Source organism: Pseudomonas sp. NFR16 (assembly GCF_900108875.1).
Taxonomy (GTDB): domain Bacteria; phylum Pseudomonadota; class Gammaproteobacteria; order Pseudomonadales; family Pseudomonadaceae; genus Aquipseudomonas.
Genome location: NZ_FNYJ01000007.1, coordinates 210,003 through 226,273, shown reverse-complemented (window position 1 = coordinate 226,273; position 16,271 = coordinate 210,003). Strand labels below are relative to the sequence as shown.

The window sequence follows — 16,271 nt, the reverse complement described above, 5'->3', positions numbered from 1 at the left end:
TTATGAGGGGAGGAATCGGAAGCGTCTGACATCCGCATAAGAAAGGCGCCACATGGGCGCCTTTCCTGGAATGCAGAACGGGGGCTTAGCGAACGACGCCCTCCTCCACCAACAGCTTCAATATCGCCGCCGCACCTTCCTGCGCGCTGACACCTTTGAGCACTTGACCACCGCCACCGCTCGCCTTTGCTGTCGCCGCCTTCATGCGATCGGCACCGCTTTTGGCCTTGATGACTTTCAGGCGTTTAGGGCGAGGTTTCGCCGGGCTCAATTCGGCACCTGTGAATAACTCGTCGATGACCACATCGATCTGCTCGACATCCAGCACGCCACGCTGCGCCGGACCATATGCGCTTTGGCGTGGCTTGGGCGCTGCGTTGTCGACAGTGGCGAGGAACGGCAAGCGGACCTTGAGACGGCGACGCTGCCCGCGCGGCAACGCCTGGAGGACCTGAGCAGTGCCGTTGTTCATGGATTCGACTTCGGCCATGCCTACCACCAGCGGCCAGCCCAGCTTTTCCGCCAGCAGGTAGGGCAACATGCCTGAGCCTTCGCCTGTCTCTGCCTGGCTGCCCGCCAGCACCATCTGAACGCCGGATTCGCGGATGTAATCGGTGAGCCCGGGCAGCGCGTCGGCACCCTCGGGCTGCTCGAGAACATGAAGTTCGTTCAAACCCATGCCCAGATAGGCCCGTAGTGCTGGTTCCTCCGCATTCCCCGCATGCAGGACGTGCAAGTTATCCCCAGCCAGCTGCAGACCCAGCTCAACTGCGCGCGCGTCTTGCTCGGCGCGGCGTGGACGCCCGGAAGTCGGGTGCGCACCCACGGATACGAGGCTGATGACGTGCAACGCGCCTTTATCCACAGGCAGTTTTTTGTCAGGCTGCATCACGTTTTGCCTCATTTCGGTACGCCTCTACGGCCTCGATGAGCGCCTGGAGGATCGCGGCACTTTCGCCAATGACTGACAAATCAGCGCGTTTGATCATGTCGCAGGTGGGATCGAGATTAATCGCCACTACTTTGTCGCAGGCGCCGATGCCTTGTAAGTGCTGAATCGCGCCGGAAATACCCACGGCCACGTAAACCCGCGCCGTCACCCACGTCCCCGACGCGCCCACCTGACGATCGCGGGTCATGAAGCCATCGTCCACCGCGACGCGAGAGGCGCCTTCGGTAGCGCCCAGCGCCACGGCGGTGCGGTGGAACAGATCCCAATCCTTGACCCCGTTGCCGCCCGAGAAGATAAACTCCGCCTCGGCCATGGGGATAAGTGCGGGATCCACTGCAACGGCACCGAGGTCCTCGATGCGGGGCAGGCTGCGCGCAATGTTTGTGGATAACTCGACCGGCAGCGCCTCATGGCGCGTTTCGCTGACCGGCTCAGCACACTCGGCAGCTGCGAGAATGAGGCGCGAAACAGGCCGGGCGATGTCTTCACGCCCGGCGCCCGCACGGCCCGTGGCTTGCGCATCCTTCACTTGCCAGACACGCGTGGCAGGACGCTCACCCATGCTTGCAGCGAAACGACGGCCCAGTTCACCCCCGCCGCTACGACTGTCAGGCAGCAGCCAGTGGCGCGGATCGAACTGGTTATCCACCGCGCGCAAACCCTGAACACGCTGCTCGGGCGAGTAACCTGCGAACTCTGCACCTTCCAGCAGCAGCAGACGATCAACGCCCGCCGTGTCGAACGCGCTTTCCTTGTGCTCGCCAAAGACAACAGCCAGAACCGCACCTTCCGTGCCTGCAAGACTGTGGGCCAAGCCAAGCAGATCACGGTCGTGACTGCTCAGGCGACCACCAACCATGTCCGGGACCACGGCGATGTAGAACGCCGGATCGATGACCTGATGCAGCGGCAACAGCACGTCAGCAGTCGTTGTGCGCTTGACGGTGCCGCCCTGTTGGGCGCCGCTGCGGTCGATGCGTTTGATGCCATTAGGTCCGATGAAACCGATGCCGTGCACATTCTTGCGAATGATGCCGTTGGGCCCCACCCAGCTTGCCTGCGCCGGTTGCATGGCCGCATGCAGCGGGTGCAAACGGTTACGGGCGATCCATTCAGCGCGTGGATCGCGGCGAATAATATCGCTCATCAGTGCACCTCCGCAGGTTCACGTTTAGCCGGCGCCGGTTTGGCGGGGGCCACTTCTTCGAGCAAGGCATCAGCCACCAGCTCGGCGATGTCCTTGATCATCGGCCGCGGCTCGACCACCCCTTCAAGCATCGCCGTGCATTGCGGACACCCTACAGCCACCAGCTCAGCCCCTGTTTCGCGGATGTCTTCCATGCGCATGTCCGGAATACGTTGCTTGCCCGGGATGTCAGTGATCGGCGCACCGCCGCCGCCACCGCAGCAGCGGGAACGGAAACCGGAGCGCTGCATCTCCTTCACCTCGATACCCAGCGCTCTGAGCACTTGGCGCGGGGCTTCGTACTCGCCGTTGTAACGGCCGAGGTAGCAAGGGTCGTGATAAGTCACGCCCGATCCTTTGTGCTGACCGAGATTCAGCGCGCCATCGCCGATCAGTTCTGACATATAGGTGCTGTGGTGTTGCACGAGGTAATTGCCGTCGAAGGCGCCGTACTCGTTTTTCAGCACATGGAAGCTGTGTGGGTCGCAGGTGACGATGCGTTTGAAGCTGTATTTGCTCAAGGTCTGGATGTTGCGTCTGGCGAGCATCTGAAAAGTGGCTTCATCACCCAGACGGCGCGCTACGTCACCACTGTCACGCTCTTCGAGACCGAGCACCGCGAAGTCGACCTTCGCCGCTTTCAGCACTTTGACGAACGCGCGCAGGGTGCGCTGATTGCGCATGTCGAAGGCGCCGTCGCCTACCCAGAACAGCACGTCGGCGGTCTTCTTGTCGCTCATGACATTGAGGTTGAGGTCCGCCGCCCAGTTCATCCGACCGCCCGGAGCGAAACCGCCAGGGTTATCAGTGGCGATGAGGTTTTCCAGGACTTCGGCGCCTTTGTTCGGAGTCGCGCCTTTTTCCAGGGTGAGGTGGCGACGCATGTCGACGATGGCGTCCACGTGCTCGATCATCATCGGGCACTCTTCCACGCAGGCGCGGCAGGTGGTGCACGACCACAGGGTTTCGGCGTCGACCAGACCGTTGACGATCGGCTGATGCGGATTGCCGCCGTGCTCACCAATGGCTTTGCCGGGGTAAGGGCTGCCAGCGAAGGAGGCATCGGTGCCGCCGGCCAGACCGACAACCATGTCCTGAATCAGTTTTTTCGGGTTCAGCGGCTGGCCTGCTGCAAACGCAGGACAGGCAGCTTCGCACTTGCCGCACTGCACGCAGGCGTCGAAACCCAACAATTGGTTCCAGGTGAAGTCCTTGGGCTTTTCAACGCCCAGCGGCGCGGTCGGATCAGCAAGGTCCAGCGGCTTGAGACCGGTCGAACGACCGCCGCCGAAACGCTCGGCGCGACGGTGCCAGGCCAGGTGCAGCGCACCGGCGAAGGCGTGCTTCATCGGGCCGCCCCACGTCATGCCGAGGAACAGTTCCGACACGCCCCATAACACGCCGATCCCGAGAATAATCGCCAGCAACCAGCCGCCGAAGTTCTCCGGAAGAATGCCGGCGACCGGTAATGTCACCAGAAAGAAAGAAGCCGAGAACGCCAGCAGGCTTTTCGGCAAACGCATCCACGGGCCTTTGGACAGGCGGGATGGAGGGTTGCGACGACGCAGGTAAACGAAGATCGCGCCGACGAACATCACTGCCGACATCAACAGCAGCGCATACCCAAGAATGCGGTTATGCAGACCGAAACCATGAACCAGAATCGCCAGCAAGATGGACGCCACCGCCCCGCCTGCAGTCGCGACGTGGGTGTTGGCAATGTATTTATCCCGCGCGACCACATGGTGCAGATCGACCATGTACCGTTTGGGCATCGCCAGCAGGCCACCAAGCAGGTCGACCTTGGACGCACGACCATTGCGCCACATGGCCACCCGCCGCAAGGCACCAAGGACGCCGAGGGCCAGGGCTGCGAACAGCAGGATTGGAAGAAGGGTGTTCAACATGTGGAGCTCCCAAAGACCGAGGGTCTCGCCAGGGGCTGATCGTTCCCGCGCTCAGCGTGGGGACGTATGCCGTGACGCTCCGCGTCACCAAAACGGACGCGGAGCGTCCATTGCGGCAGTCCCACGCGGAGCGTGGGAACGATCATGTGTAATTAAAAATCTTTGCAGAGTCGCAACGCATCGTAGATGGCGGCGTGCGTATTACGCTGCGCCACGCAGTCACCGATGCGGAACAACAGATAGCCATCACCCTGCTGGCTCAGCGACGGCTGGGGCTGGATCGCGAACAGGGCGTCGATGTCGATCTGACCCTTGTTGCGCGAGCCTTCCTTGAGGCCGTAATACAGCGCTTCGTCAGGACGCACGCCGTTCTCGACCACCACCTGATCGACGACGCGCTCCTCTTTGGCGCCGGTGTATTCGTTCTCCAGCACCGCGACGAGCTTGTCGCCTTCGCGATAGACCTTCTCCAGCATCATGTCGCCGGTCATGATCACTTCTTTGGGGTACATGCTGCGGTAGTACGTGGGGAAAGACGTACCGCCGATGGCCACACCCGGCTTGATGTCGTCGGTGACGATCTCGACCTGGCTGCCCTTGTCCGCCATGAAGTCGGCGACCGACATCCCGGTGAACTCGCAGATGGTGTCGTAGACCAGCACGTTTTTGCCTGGCGCAACCTTGCCGTCGAGCACGTCCCAGCTGCTGACCACCAGCCCTTCGGCGGCGCCCCAGTGTTCGTTCTGCTCAAGGAATGGATGACCGCCTACAGCCAGCACCACCACATCAGGACGCAGGTCCATGATGGTCGGAATATCAGCCGCAGTGCCCAGGCGCAGATCGACTTTCAGGCGCGCCAGCTCAAGCTGATACCAGCGCGTGATGCCGGCGATCTGGTCGCGCTGCGGCGCTTTCGATGCCGTCACGATCTGCCCGCCGATGAATTCTTTCTTTTCGAACAGCGTCACGTCGTGACCGCGCTCGGCAGACACCCGCGCCGCCTCCATACCGGCAGGCCCTGCACCGACAATGACCACTTTGCGTTTCACGCCTGTGGTTTTCTCGATGATGTGCGGCAGGCCCATGTATTCGCGAGACGTCGCGGCGTTCTGAATGCACAGAACGTCCAGCCCCTGATACTGACGATCGATGCAGTAGTTGGCGCCGACGCACTGACGAATCTGGTCGACCTGCCCCATTTTGATCTTGGTGATCAGGTGCGGATCGGCGATGTGCGCGCGGGTCATGCCGACCATGTCGACGTAGCCGCCTTCCAGAATGCGCGTGGCCTGGTTCGGGTCTTTGATGTTCTGCGCGTGCAGGACCGGCGCCTTGACCACTTCCTTGATACCGGCGGCCAGGTGCAAGAATGGCTCCGGTGGATAACTCATGTTGGGGATCACGTTGGCCAGAGTGTTGTGCGTGTCGCACCCTGAGCCCACCACACCGATGAAGTCGATCATGCCGGTCTGGTCGTAGTACTTGGCGATCTCTTTCATGTCTTCATGGCTGAGACCGTCAGGGTGAAATTCGTCACCGCAGATACGCAGGCCCACGCAGAAATCAGGACCCACTTCCTTGCGCACAGCCTTGATCACTTCCAGACCGAAACGCATGCGGTTTTCGAAACTGCCGCCCCATTCGTCCGTACGTTTGTTGACGCGCGGGCTCCAGAACTGGTCGATCATGTGCTGGTGCACCGCCGACAGCTCGACGCCGTCCAGGCCACCGGCCTTGGCACGTGCCGCGGCGCTGGCGTAGTTGCCGATCACGCGCCAGATCTCTTCCGGCTCGATGGTCTTGCAGGTCGCACGGTGCACGGGCTCACGAATGCCCGATGGCGACATCAGCGTCGGCCAGTGGTCACCGTCCCAACGGGAGCGACGGCCCATGTGGGTGATCTGAATCATGATCTTGGCGCCATGCTTGTGCATGGCATCAGCGAGATTCTGGAAGTGCGGGATGATCTTGTCGGTCGCCAGGTTGACCGACTTCCACCAGCCTTGCGGGCTGTCGATAGCAACACTGGAGGAGCCGCCGCAAATGGCCAGGCCGATGCCGCCCTTGGCTTTCTCCTCGTAGTACTTCACGTAGCGGTCGGTAGTCATGCCGCCATCAGTGGCGTAGACCTCGGCGTGCGCGGTACTGAGGACGCGGTTGCGGATGGTGAGTTTGCCGATCTGGATCGGCTGAAACATTGCTTCGAAAGCCATGACGCGGTCCTCGGCTTACAACGGTTTTACGACGAACAGGCCATCTTCGTGGCCTTCTTCCGAACCGCCGTAAACCTGCTCGGCCACGGTGCGAACGGAGCTGCCTTTGGCAGCGAGAATCTGGTCCATGGCGCCGGCGAACCAGCCCGTGAACATGTAATCGACCTTGCGACCGACTTTGCCGTAGACGTAAACGAAGGCTGAGTGCTCGAGCTTGACGCTGGCGGTGCCTTTATCCAGATCGATCTCCTGGATCTTGAACAGGCCCCAGCCGCGCTGCGACAAACGATTCATGTAGTGCTCGAACACCGCGACGCCCTCGATGCCGTGGCATTCGGCTTCTTTCTCGCACCAGTGCCAGGCCGATTTGTAGCCCGCCTTGTAGAGAATCTCGGCGTAGGCTTCGGCACCCAGTACTTCCTCGATGCCCATGTGGTTGTTGACGAAGAAGTGACGCGGTACGTACAGCATTGGCAGAGCGTCGGAGGTCCAGACACCGGTCTCGCTGTCGACTTCAATTGGCAATTGCGGGGCGATCTTGGCCATGGAAACTTAACTCCAGAAAATTCGTGTAATTGAAAACAAAGCCCTTGGCTTCGCTTTTTGAAGATGTTCGCGGTGGTTTCAGCCGTGGCGAGCAACGCCAAGAGCTGATGCAGCTATTGGTCTGCGCAGCAGGCTCTGGAGCGTCCCACGCTATTCGCCCCAGACGTCGCCCAGGATGCGCACCCAGTTCTCGCCCATGATCTTGCGCACAACGCGCTCCGAGTGGCCGCGTTTGAGCAGGGTTTCGGTCAGGTTCGGGAACTCGCCGACGGTGCGGATGCCCAGCGGGTTGATGATCTTGCCGAAGTTGGTCAGACGGCGGGCATAGCCCTTGTCGTGAGTCAGGTACTCGAAGAACTCCTGACCGTGGCCTTGGGTGAAGTCAGTGCCAATGCCGATGGCGTCTTCGCCGACGATGTTCATCACGTATTCGATGGCTTCGGCGTAATCGTCGATCGTCGAATCAATGCCCTTGGCCAGGAACGGCGCGAACATGGTCACACCGACAAATCCGCCATGGTCGGCAATGAATTTCAGCTCGGCGTCGGATTTGTTGCGTGGGTGCTCTTTGAGGCCCGAAGGCAGGCAGTGGGAGTAGGTCACTGGCTTCTTCGATTCGAGAATCACTTCCTCAGAGGTTTTGGAACCTACGTGGGACAGGTCGCACATGACGCCGACGCGGTTCATTTCCGCGACGATTTCGCGGCCAAAGCCCGACAGGCCGCCGTCGCGCTCATAGCAACCGGTGCCGACAAGGTTCTGGGTGTTGTAGCACATCTGCACGATGCCCACGCCCAACTGCTTGAAGATCTCGACATAACCGATCTGGTCTTCGAAAGCGTGTGCGTTCTGGAAGCCGAACAGGATGCCGGTCTTGCCCAGCTCCTTGGCCTTGCGGATGTCGGCGGTATTGCGCACCTGGATCACCAGATCGCTGTTCTCACGGATCAACTTCTGGCTGGAAGCGATGCTGTTGACGGTCTGCTGAAAACCCTCCCACACCGAAACAGTGCAGTTGGCCATGGTCAGGCCACCCTTACGCATGTCCTCGAACAGCTCACGGTTCCATTTGGCGATGATCAGCCCGTCAATAACGATGCTGTCGGCGTGTAATTCGGCTGGGCTCATCAGGCTGTCCCCTTTAGGTTAATCACGCGCCGGAACGTCTGCCAGCGCTTTGGGGCCAGCATATGCCTGCAGGTCGGAGGAGCCGGGTGCAAAAACGACAGGGGAATTGCCGAAAGCGTCAAGAAACGACAAAGGGCGAAAGCACGACGGCGCAGCAGGTCCTCGCGATGATGCAGGGGTCGCACAAGAGGGGCGGATTTCGCTCTGGGGTGGACTTCAGAAGTCGGGAAGATGCACCCAAATCAAAAAAACGAGGCTGATAAACGTCGTCAATGTAGCCAGCGCTACCTGAGCCAACATCATGTATTTGAATTTTTTCGGGAATGCATCGACTTGTTCCACATCCATAGCACCCAGTTTCAGGAACATTTTGGGTCGAAGGAACATTGCGCTGACGATGGCTAACTTTCTGATATCTCCCGAAAACCCGGTCCCGATCTGAAACAAAGAAGTGTCCGTGACCGCTAAACAGTTATCGAGTGATTTGTCGATCTTGTGGCGCAGATACAACGTTATCAACGCGGTATACACCAGAGTGGCTCCAAAAAGGATGCTGATCGTCAAAATCATAACGTCATAATCCGCAAAATTAATCGCGCCACTATGACGATAGCGGCCGCTTCTGATTGTCATCATGGCCTCCAGCCGATCGTAAGAAAACAACAAAGGAGATGGGATTGAGAAACGCAAGTTCCATGACGACAGCTGCAATCAGGCCCGAATCAATTGCATTCATCGTCCCAGCCTGTAACGCTTCGCACCCAAAAACTCACCGCCACTGCTGCCCCTCGCATAGCATGGCGCCATTCAACTAAAAAATCTCATCCAAATACTCAAACCAAGCAGCGCAGACATAATTACCGCCAATGCCAGCCATTGCGTAACAATCATCATCTTAATTTCGCTGGAAAGGCGTTGACTTGCTCTTCATCCACAATGGTTTTATTTGCATATGTCTTTGGAAAACCAAAAGACTCCCCACAACCCCGATCCTGACAATGTCCCCCATCAATCCCAACCCGCTCAACGTCGCTTTATTATCCGCCACTACAGAACAGTTACAGAGCAATCTATCAACCTTCTCGCGAGCGTAAACGGTCACTCCCGCAAGACCAATCAGGTTGAAGAACAGAAGCGTTAATACGATAAGCCCGCATGGTCCAGGATCGAGACCGTTCATTTAGGGATGACCCATTACGTGCATATCCACTCCTGTGACCACGATAAGAATGCGGGGCGCTGGCAAAATAAACTCGCAAGAGATGGAAAGGATTCCTGTCTCTATTTACTTGCTAACTGGAGGAATATCAGCAATATAGATCCAGATACGAAAACCCACCAATGCAGACAGCACAATGACAGATACCATCCAAGGGAGCATAATTAGTATCTTATACTTCCTGGGAAAAATTCTAATTTGCGCCTCATCGATGACACCTCGTTTCAAGTAGACTTTGGGAGCAAGAAAGATTGTACTCACCACCCCTATCCTGACAACGTCTCCTATGAAACCCAATCCACTGAAAGTAGCTTTATGGTCTGCGACTACTGAACAATTACTCAGCAGCCTATCCACTCTGTTTCTGATGCAGCAGGTCATGGCCACTATCGCGAGTAAATCAATAAGCATCGGAATCATTATTCCAGCGGCGACGAGTCCTGGATCAACACTCATGGTTCAACCACTCTGTATAGGAAATCCCCGAAATATTCACCACCCAAACCTCCTAATTTTCCGCCGCCCCATCCCAAGTTTTCCCGCACTCGCTGCTATCCCGATGCCGATAGAGGTGTTACCAATTATCCGTGTACGTTGAGGAAATAGTCTACAAAATATATGAAGTCATTGAAAATCATAAAAATATAGCCAAGCACGAAACACGAGCATGGCCGTAAAAAAAATTATATTTAGCAAAAACGGCACCACGATCAAGCGTTTCAATTTATTTGGAAAGCCTGCCACTTGCCGAATATCGATGACTCGTCGTTTAAGAAACAGCTTAGGAAACATTAAGACACATGCCACGGTGCCGACCCTATAGAGATCTCCGATGAATCCCAGACCACCAAAAGTGGTCTTAATATCTACAACAACGGAACACCGAGAAAGGCGGCTGTCTACCTCGCCTCTTACCCACCAAGTGATGAATAGCAACACAAATACGTTCAGGACTCCGGGGATCATTATCGAAGCTGCAACTAGGGCAGGTACGATATCTTTCATTGCGAGACCTCATAAAGTAATTCGCCCGTCATCTCACCTCCCTTACCTCCTATCTCGCCTCCTCGCCAACCCAATATCCCGCCAATGACCACACCGCAGGCGAGTGCACCCGGACCAGTTGTAAGCCCCAGCGCGGTAACGCAAATCATAGTAGCCACTCCCGCCCCGGCGGCAGCGCCCCCAAGACTACCCGCAAGCTTACTCCCCTCAACATACTTCGCCTTCGTACACTCCTCCTCCCGCCCCGTTGAACAGGCCGTTCTGATATCAACCGCCGTTGAAGCCGTGTCCAACACAATCCCCACATAAGCTCCCCGTTTTATCAGCTTCGCCGCTCTGGCGACGCCGCTCGATTTTTCGGCGTAATGTCTGATCTCACCCGTATGCAGGTAGCTTTTAGTCGAAATCCCCAGCATGCGCCGAATTGAGCCCGAGTTGCGCATTCCGGCTCCCAGGCTGAGGAAGCTTTTCAGCAACTTTTCTAACTGGTCGAAAAGCTGGCGGCGTTTGGTGTAGAACAGATTTCGCTCGACCATCGTTCCCGAGGCCATGTGTTGTTTATGCAGGGCATCGATGCTGTCGAGCGTGGTCTTGATCTGCTCCAGGTGTTTTTCCCAAGCGTTGGCTGCTATCCCGATCCCGATGGAGGTGTTACCAAGCAGCTGCGTGAGAAGTTCGTGGTTGGCCACGATGAAGTCGTCGCCTCCTGCGTCGTTATCGATGAGCCCTTGGTGGGTCATCGTAGCGAGTCTCATGAGTTCGGCCTCTTCAGCCGTGCACGCGGCGGTTGAGTCATCGGGGACGAGTACGATTTCCCCTGCCGCGACAGTGGAGTTGCGGATGTGAGCGTTGAGCACATCGAACTTCTGCGCCGCGCGTCGTCCCAAGGGCAGTTTTCCCTTGATGGAAAAATAGGTCTGCATCTGCTCATTGATGAAGTTGTAAGGCCGCGACATAAACGGCCCTCACGCGTAAATCGCGTTTTTGATGCGATCCCAGCCACCCGCGACAGTACCGCTACCCGTCCCGTCGCTGCGACTCTGTCGGGTGTACCTGGTTTTGATCCTGCCGTAATCGAGCTGCACGACTTCACGCGGCATCGTTCGCGCTTTGCGAGTAATCAGAGATGATCACTTCCTCAAGGACAATTTCGTAGTATTTGAGTTTGTCGCCGCCGGCGCGGTGCAGCGCGATCGTCACTTTTGGAAAGTGTTGCCCAGAACAACTCGCTTGCATGAGCTTGCAGCTGGCCGAGTCGAGAAACTTGGTGAAGTTGAACGTCGTGACCGAGGTCCGGCCCGACGGTGCGCCGCCTGCCGAACTTGCAGTGGCCGAGGCGCTCTGATGAGTGCCGAAGTTATAGCCGAGGATTTCGATCCAGTTCTTGTGCTTGTCGTCGAGGCTTTCGCCTGAAATGCCTTCGAATTCGATAAATGCGTCGAGCGCCATGGGTTCTCTCCCTGAGTGATTTGATTGCATCGCCTTCCTTGGCGGAATTGGATCCTACCTGAGCAAGCCGGCGATGCAACCCCTTGAGTAGAACTTCCGACTTTTCTGAGAAATGGTTGGATAAATAAACAACTGATCGCTGCCGCCACCGGTTTTGACGGTTAACGGGTCCGGCGGCACAAGCGAAAACGACAGGGAAATTGCCGAAAGCGTCAAGAAACGACAAAGGCTGACGGCCAGCTCCCGCGGGCTGCGTTTGATAACTGTTCTTTGCCTCGCGCTTGGGCGAGAATTCGATGCATCACTGAATCGGGAAGCTCCAATGAAGACGATTTTTCTGGCTTTGGCTCTATTCGCGACAGGCGCACAGGCGGCGGCCAATCCTGATGCGACTCCTTGCGACGGCGTGGATGAAGACAAGCAGACGCTGGAATGCTCGGTGTACAGCCGCGACACGGCGGTGAAGTTGCTGGATGAGAACTTCCAGAATCTGCTGGAACGCGTGAACACGCAGTACGGCGCAAACAAAGCCGAGGCCAATGACTTCATCACCAAGCTGAAAACGGCTCAGGACGCCTGGAAGAAGCTCCGGGACGCCGACTGCGCCGTAGAAGTGTTCCCGGCCAAACCGGGCAGCAAGGAATTCAACATTGGTGAGAACGACTGCCTGGCGCGCACCAGCGATGAGCGCTCGGAGTACGTTGAAAGCCTCCTGCAGCCTGAATGACCGTTTAATGCGCTACCCTGACGCCCTTCACCAGCTCAAGGTAAGCACATGAATATCTGCGGCGTAGAAATCAAAGGCAGCGAAGCCATCTTCGCTGTCGCCACTCGCGCGTCTGGCGCCCTCGAACATCTGCCACTGGCGACTAAAAAGATCGCGCTGGAAGACGACGACGAAGCTGGCAACGTCAAAGCCTTCGCGCGTCAGATCGAGACATTCGTGCGGGACAATGGCATCGCTCACATCGCGATCAAGAAGCGCAGCAAGAAAGGCGAATTCGCCGGCGGCCCGACCACGTTCAAGATCGAGACCGTTTTCCAGTTGCTGGAAGACTGCGAGGTCACGCTGCTGTCGCCACAGACGATCAACGCCCAGATGAAGAAGCACAACTTTGAACTGCCATCGGCGCTGAACAAGTATCAGCATGAGGCGTACAAGGCCGCATGTTCAGCGCTGATGAAAGGCGCTAAATAACCGTCGTTCTTGATGGTCCCCACGCTTCGCGAGGAAATGCCGTCCTGGAGGCTCCGCGTCCGCTGTCAAGGGACGCATAGCGTCCACAAAGGCGTCACCAGGCGGAGCGTGTGAACGATCAGGTCATTTAGCGTCCGCTGAAACCAGCTTTGGCTCGCGTGCCACCCGCCCGCGATCCTCTCTCGGGCACATCACAAATCGCGCCTTATAGCTCCGGGTGAAATAGGAAGGCGACTCGAACCCGCAGGCGATGCTCACCTCCAGCACGCTCATGTCACTCTGGCGCAGCAATTGCCGCGCTTTCTCCAGGCGCAGGCCCAGGTAGAAGTTGCTCGGCGTGTCGTTCAGATGCAGGCGGAACAACCGCTCCAGTTGTCGGCGCGTTACCTGAATCCCATCGGCAAGCTCCAGTGTGCTGAGCGGCGGCTCGGTGTTCTGCTCCATGACCCCGATCACCTGCACCAGTTTCTTGTTATTGATGCCATATCGCGTGGCGATCTGCATGCGCTGGTGGTCCTTGCGCTGCCGAATACGACCCAGGACAAACTGTTCTGACACCTTGATTGCCAGGTCCGGGCCGTGGGCCTGGGCGATCAGGTCGAGCATCAGGTCGATCGACGCGGTGCCACCCGCCGAACTGATGCGGCGCCGGTCGATTTCGAACAATTCCTGAGTCGCTTGCAAATGCGGGTAGGTTTCCTTGAAGGCGTCGAGCGCTTCCCAGTGCAGCGTGAGCCGATAGCCTTCCAGCAAACCGGCTTCGGCGAGTACGAAACTGCCCGTATCAATGGCGCCGAGCTTCACGCCTTCCAGGTCGAGGCGACGCAGCCAGTGCTCGAGTGTGGAGGTGTAAAACTTCAGGGGATCGACGCTGCCCATGACGCACAGCGTTGCGCCCTTCTTGAGCGGCTCCAGCGCGGCATCGGCGTTAACCGACATGCCGTTGCTGGCGATCACCGGCCCGCCGTCGATGCTCAGGATGTGCCAGCGATACAGCTCGCCACCGAAGCGATTGGCAACCCGCAATGGCTCCAGCGCCGAAACGAACCCCATCATGGAGAAGCCGGGCATGAGCAAAAAGTAGAAATCCTGGGACATCGTTAGCGCGTTCCTTGGGGATTTTTGGCGAGCAAAACCACTGCAGAGGCGCGCTTGCCCGCGATTGCGGTGTGTCAGTCATTGAACCGCTACAGGCACACCGCAATCGCGGGCAAGCACGCTCCTACCGTTCTGATCCCGTATGAGATACGCCTGTTCAGAGAACGAGGCAACAGCACAGGTCGCTGCTGTGCAAGAGCTTGTCGCCGCTGTGCGTTTGGAGGCGCCTTGGCGTGCGTAGCTTTGCACCTCAAAAGCGGGTGGCAAAAGCCCGCATCAAACGCCCTGGCCTGTAAGGAACCCCACACATGAATCACGACGTCATCATCACCTGCGCACTCACCGGTGCCGGCGACACGACCGGGAAGAGCCATCTGGTCCCGATCACGCCGAAACAGATCGCTGCCGCTGCGGTTGAAGCCGCCAAGGCTGGCGCGACCGTTGTGCATTGCCACGTGCGGGATCCGCAGACCGGCAAGTTCAGCCGCGACGTCGAGCTGTATCGCGAGACCATGGACCGCATCCGCGAGGCCGACATCGACATCATCGTCAACCTCACGGCAGGTATGGGCGGTGACCTCGAAATCGGGCCGGGCGAGCGGCCTACCGACTTTGGCCCTAACACCGATCTGGTCGGCCCGCTGACCCGCCTGGCGCACGTTGAGGCGCTGCTGCCGGAAATCTGCACGCTGGATTGCGGCACGCTCAACTTCGGCGACGGCGACACGATTTACGTCTCGACGCCTGCGCAACTGCGCGCGGGCGCCAAGCGCATTCAAGAGCTGGGCGTGAAGACCGAACTGGAAATCTTCGACACCGGCCATCTGTGGTTCGCCAAGCAGATGATGAAGGAAGGCCTGCTCGACAACCCGTTGTTCCAGCTGTGCCTGGGCATTCCGTGGGGTGCACCGGCTGACACCACGACCATGAAAGCGATGGTCGATAACCTGCCGGCCGATGTGGTCTGGGCCGGATTCGGTATTGGCCGCATGCAGATGCCGATGGCGGCGCAAGCGGTGCTGCTGGGTGGCAACGTACGTGTCGGTCTGGAAGACAACATCTGGCTGGACAAAGGCGTGCTCGCCAGCAACGGAGCACTGGTCGAACGGGCCAGCGAAATCCTCAGCCGCATGGGTGCGCGGGTCATGACCCCGGCAGAAGGTCGCGTGAAGATGGGCCTGAAAAAGCGCTTCTGATCTGACAGCTGTTTCCCTGTGTAGGCGCATGGTGTGTCCCGCGATCGGCCGGGTATCGGTCGTAAAACCGACAAACCCTGTGCATCAGACAGATCGTGTTCGCCGGATTGCTGCCTCTTCGCGGCAGATCGCGGGACACGCCACGCTCCTACAGTGTTCTGCGAACTTCCTTTGAGTAAATGACATGACCTTCATCACCGAAATCAAAACCTTCGCCGCGCTGGGTAGCGGCGTCATCGGCAGCGGCTGGGTTGCGCGCGCATTGGCACACGGCCTGGACGTCGTGGCCTGGGACCCGGCGCCGGGCGCGGAAGCGGCGCTGCGTAAACGCGTCGCCAATGCCTGGCCTGCGCTGGAACAGAAGGGCTTGGCCGCCGGTGCCTCGCAGGATCGCCTGCGTTTCGTGCCAACGATTGAAGAGTGCGTACGCGACGCAGACTTCATTCAGGAAAGCGCCCCCGAGCGTCTGGACCTCAAGCTTGACCTGCACAGCAAGATCAGCGCCGCCGCCAAGCCCAACGCCATCATCGGCTCCAGCACGTCCGGCCTGTTGCCATCGGAATTCTACGAAAGCGCTGCTCACCCGGAACGCTGCGTCGTCGGCCACCCGTTCAATCCGGTGTATCTGCTGCCACTGGTTGAAGTGGTGGGCGGCAAGAACACGGCCCCTGAAGCGATCCAGGCGGCCATCAACGTCTATGAGTCGCTGGGCATGCGACCGCTTCACGTGCGCAAGGAAGTCCCGGGGTTCATTGCCGACCGACTGCTCGAGGCGCTTTGGCGCGAAGCACTGCATCTGGTCAACGACGGCGTGGCAACGACGGGCGAGATCGACGATGCGATACGCTTCGGCGCAGGGTTGCGGTGGTCCTTCATGGGCACGTTCCTCACCTACACCCTGGCGGGCGGCGATGCCGGCATGCGTCACTTCATGGCGCAGTTCGGCCCGGCGCTGCAATTACCGTGGACCTACCTGCCGGCGCCGGAGCTGACCGACAAGCTGATCGACGATGTCGTGGACGGTACCCGCGATCAGCTCGGCAGCCACAGCATCTCGGCACTGGAGCGTTATCGCGACGATTGCCTGCTGGCGGTGCTGGAGGCGGTGAAGAAAACCAAGGAAAAACACGGTATGGCGTTCGAGGACTGAACATCCAGCATCTCTGCGTCTGAA

The 16,271-nt window shown here is 58.5% G+C and carries 14 protein-coding genes and 1 pseudogene; 4 read left to right on the top strand and 11 right to left on the bottom strand.

The genetic code is table 11. The annotated features are described in order from the left end of the window. Window positions 1–85 precede the first annotated feature (85 nt). From BMZ10_RS24350 to BMZ10_RS24295, 10 genes and pseudogenes are all read right to left on the bottom strand, one after another. On the bottom strand, window positions 86–889 hold the full coding sequence (locus tag BMZ10_RS24350; protein WP_093468455.1) for an electron transfer flavoprotein subunit beta: 804 nt from the start codon (window positions 887–889) through the stop codon (window positions 86–88). Continuing rightward, window positions 879–2,099, bottom strand: coding sequence for an electron transfer flavoprotein subunit alpha (locus BMZ10_RS24345; protein ID WP_093468453.1), 1,221 nt, complete (start codon window positions 2,097–2,099; stop codon window positions 879–881). Before BMZ10_RS24345 ends, BMZ10_RS24350 begins: the two co-directional genes overlap by 11 nt. After that, window positions 2,099–4,045 carry a dimethylglycine demethylation protein DgcB gene (dgcB, locus tag BMZ10_RS24340; protein ID WP_093468450.1) on the bottom strand — a complete coding sequence of 649 codons (1,947 nt, stop codon included), beginning with the start codon at window positions 4,043–4,045 and terminating at the stop codon, window positions 2,099–2,101. Before dgcB ends, BMZ10_RS24345 begins: the two co-directional genes overlap by 1 nt. A gap of 152 nt (window positions 4,046–4,197) precedes the next feature. Further along, window positions 4,198–6,258: a dimethylglycine demethylation protein DgcA gene (dgcA, locus tag BMZ10_RS24335; RefSeq protein ID WP_093468447.1), complete on the bottom strand. Its 2,061-nt coding sequence runs from the start codon at window positions 6,256–6,258 to the stop codon at window positions 4,198–4,200. Window positions 6,259–6,273: 15 nt separating this feature from the next. Next, window positions 6,274–6,804 (bottom strand): DUF5943 domain-containing protein, encoded by a 531-nt coding sequence (locus BMZ10_RS24330; protein WP_093468445.1) that lies wholly within the window; start codon window positions 6,802–6,804, stop codon window positions 6,274–6,276. Window positions 6,805–6,954: 150 nt separating this feature from the next. Next, complete coding sequence (locus tag BMZ10_RS24325; protein ID WP_065991250.1) at window positions 6,955–7,932, bottom strand: dipeptidase; 978 nt, start codon at window positions 7,930–7,932, stop codon at window positions 6,955–6,957. Between the two features lie 216 nt (window positions 7,933–8,148). Beyond that, on the bottom strand, window positions 8,149–8,565 hold the full coding sequence (locus tag BMZ10_RS24320; protein WP_093468443.1) for a hypothetical protein: 417 nt from the start codon (window positions 8,563–8,565) through the stop codon (window positions 8,149–8,151). Between the two features lie 1,210 nt (window positions 8,566–9,775). Continuing rightward, window positions 9,776–10,156, bottom strand: a complete 381-nt coding sequence (locus BMZ10_RS24305; RefSeq protein ID WP_093468436.1) for a hypothetical protein — start codon at window positions 10,154–10,156, stop codon at window positions 9,776–9,778. Further along, window positions 10,153–11,112 carry a hypothetical protein gene (locus tag BMZ10_RS24300; protein WP_093468434.1) on the bottom strand — a complete coding sequence of 320 codons (960 nt, stop codon included), beginning with the start codon at window positions 11,110–11,112 and terminating at the stop codon, window positions 10,153–10,155. Before BMZ10_RS24300 ends, BMZ10_RS24305 begins: the two co-directional genes overlap by 4 nt. Before the next feature lie 9 nt (window positions 11,113–11,121). Then, window positions 11,122–11,605: pseudogene (locus BMZ10_RS24295) on the bottom strand (Hcp family type VI secretion system effector). A gap of 322 nt (window positions 11,606–11,927) precedes the next feature. Between BMZ10_RS24295 and BMZ10_RS24290 the strand changes: the two are divergent. Further along, window positions 11,928–12,332 (top strand): lysozyme inhibitor LprI family protein, encoded by a 405-nt coding sequence (locus BMZ10_RS24290; protein WP_093468432.1) that lies wholly within the window; start codon window positions 11,928–11,930, stop codon window positions 12,330–12,332. Between the two features lie 48 nt (window positions 12,333–12,380). Continuing rightward, window positions 12,381–12,803: a DUF3010 family protein gene (locus BMZ10_RS24285; RefSeq protein WP_093468430.1), complete on the top strand. Its 423-nt coding sequence runs from the start codon at window positions 12,381–12,383 to the stop codon at window positions 12,801–12,803. 123 nt (window positions 12,804–12,926) lie between these two features. On the opposite strand, the gene BMZ10_RS24280 is transcribed toward BMZ10_RS24285, so the two are convergent. Beyond that, window positions 12,927–13,901, bottom strand: coding sequence for a GlxA family transcriptional regulator (locus tag BMZ10_RS24280; RefSeq protein ID WP_093468428.1), 975 nt, complete (start codon window positions 13,899–13,901; stop codon window positions 12,927–12,929). Between the two features lie 308 nt (window positions 13,902–14,209). Between BMZ10_RS24280 and BMZ10_RS24275 the strand changes: the two genes are divergently transcribed. Then, window positions 14,210–15,097 carry a 3-dehydrocarnitine:acetyl-CoA trimethylamine transferase CdhC gene (locus BMZ10_RS24275; protein ID WP_093468426.1) on the top strand — a complete coding sequence of 296 codons (888 nt, stop codon included), beginning with the start codon at window positions 14,210–14,212 and terminating at the stop codon, window positions 15,095–15,097. A 184-nt stretch (window positions 15,098–15,281) separates the two neighbouring features. Continuing rightward, entirely contained in the window at window positions 15,282–16,247 is a 966-nt protein-coding gene (locus tag BMZ10_RS24270) for an L-carnitine dehydrogenase (RefSeq protein WP_093468424.1), read from the top strand. Window positions 16,248–16,271 lie beyond the last annotated feature (24 nt).

Coding starts and splice junctions, on each gene's coding strand:
- BMZ10_RS24350 (WP_093468455.1), bottom strand. CDS start 889: ATGCAGCCTGACAAAAAACTGCCTGTGGATAAAGGCGCGTTGCACGTC.
- BMZ10_RS24345 (WP_093468453.1), bottom strand. CDS start 2,099: ATGAGCGATATTATTCGCCGCGATCCACGCGCTGAATGGATCGCCCGT.
- dgcB (WP_093468450.1), bottom strand. CDS start 4,045: ATGTTGAACACCCTTCTTCCAATCCTGCTGTTCGCAGCCCTGGCCCTC.
- dgcA (WP_093468447.1), bottom strand. CDS start 6,258: ATGGCTTTCGAAGCAATGTTTCAGCCGATCCAGATCGGCAAACTCACC.
- BMZ10_RS24330 (WP_093468445.1), bottom strand. CDS start 6,804: ATGGCCAAGATCGCCCCGCAATTGCCAATTGAAGTCGACAGCGAGACC.
- BMZ10_RS24325 (WP_065991250.1), bottom strand. CDS start 7,932: ATGAGCCCAGCCGAATTACACGCCGACAGCATCGTTATTGACGGGCTG.
- BMZ10_RS24320 (WP_093468443.1), bottom strand. CDS start 8,565: ATGACAATCAGAAGCGGCCGCTATCGTCATAGTGGCGCGATTAATTTT.
- BMZ10_RS24305 (WP_093468436.1), bottom strand. CDS start 10,156: ATGAAAGATATCGTACCTGCCCTAGTTGCAGCTTCGATAATGATCCCC.
- BMZ10_RS24300 (WP_093468434.1), bottom strand. CDS start 11,112: ATGTCGCGGCCTTACAACTTCATCAATGAGCAGATGCAGACCTATTTT.
- BMZ10_RS24290 (WP_093468432.1), top strand. CDS start 11,928: ATGAAGACGATTTTTCTGGCTTTGGCTCTATTCGCGACAGGCGCACAG.
- BMZ10_RS24285 (WP_093468430.1), top strand. CDS start 12,381: ATGAATATCTGCGGCGTAGAAATCAAAGGCAGCGAAGCCATCTTCGCT.
- BMZ10_RS24280 (WP_093468428.1), bottom strand. CDS start 13,901: ATGTCCCAGGATTTCTACTTTTTGCTCATGCCCGGCTTCTCCATGATG.
- BMZ10_RS24275 (WP_093468426.1), top strand. CDS start 14,210: ATGAATCACGACGTCATCATCACCTGCGCACTCACCGGTGCCGGCGAC.
- BMZ10_RS24270 (WP_093468424.1), top strand. CDS start 15,282: ATGACCTTCATCACCGAAATCAAAACCTTCGCCGCGCTGGGTAGCGGC.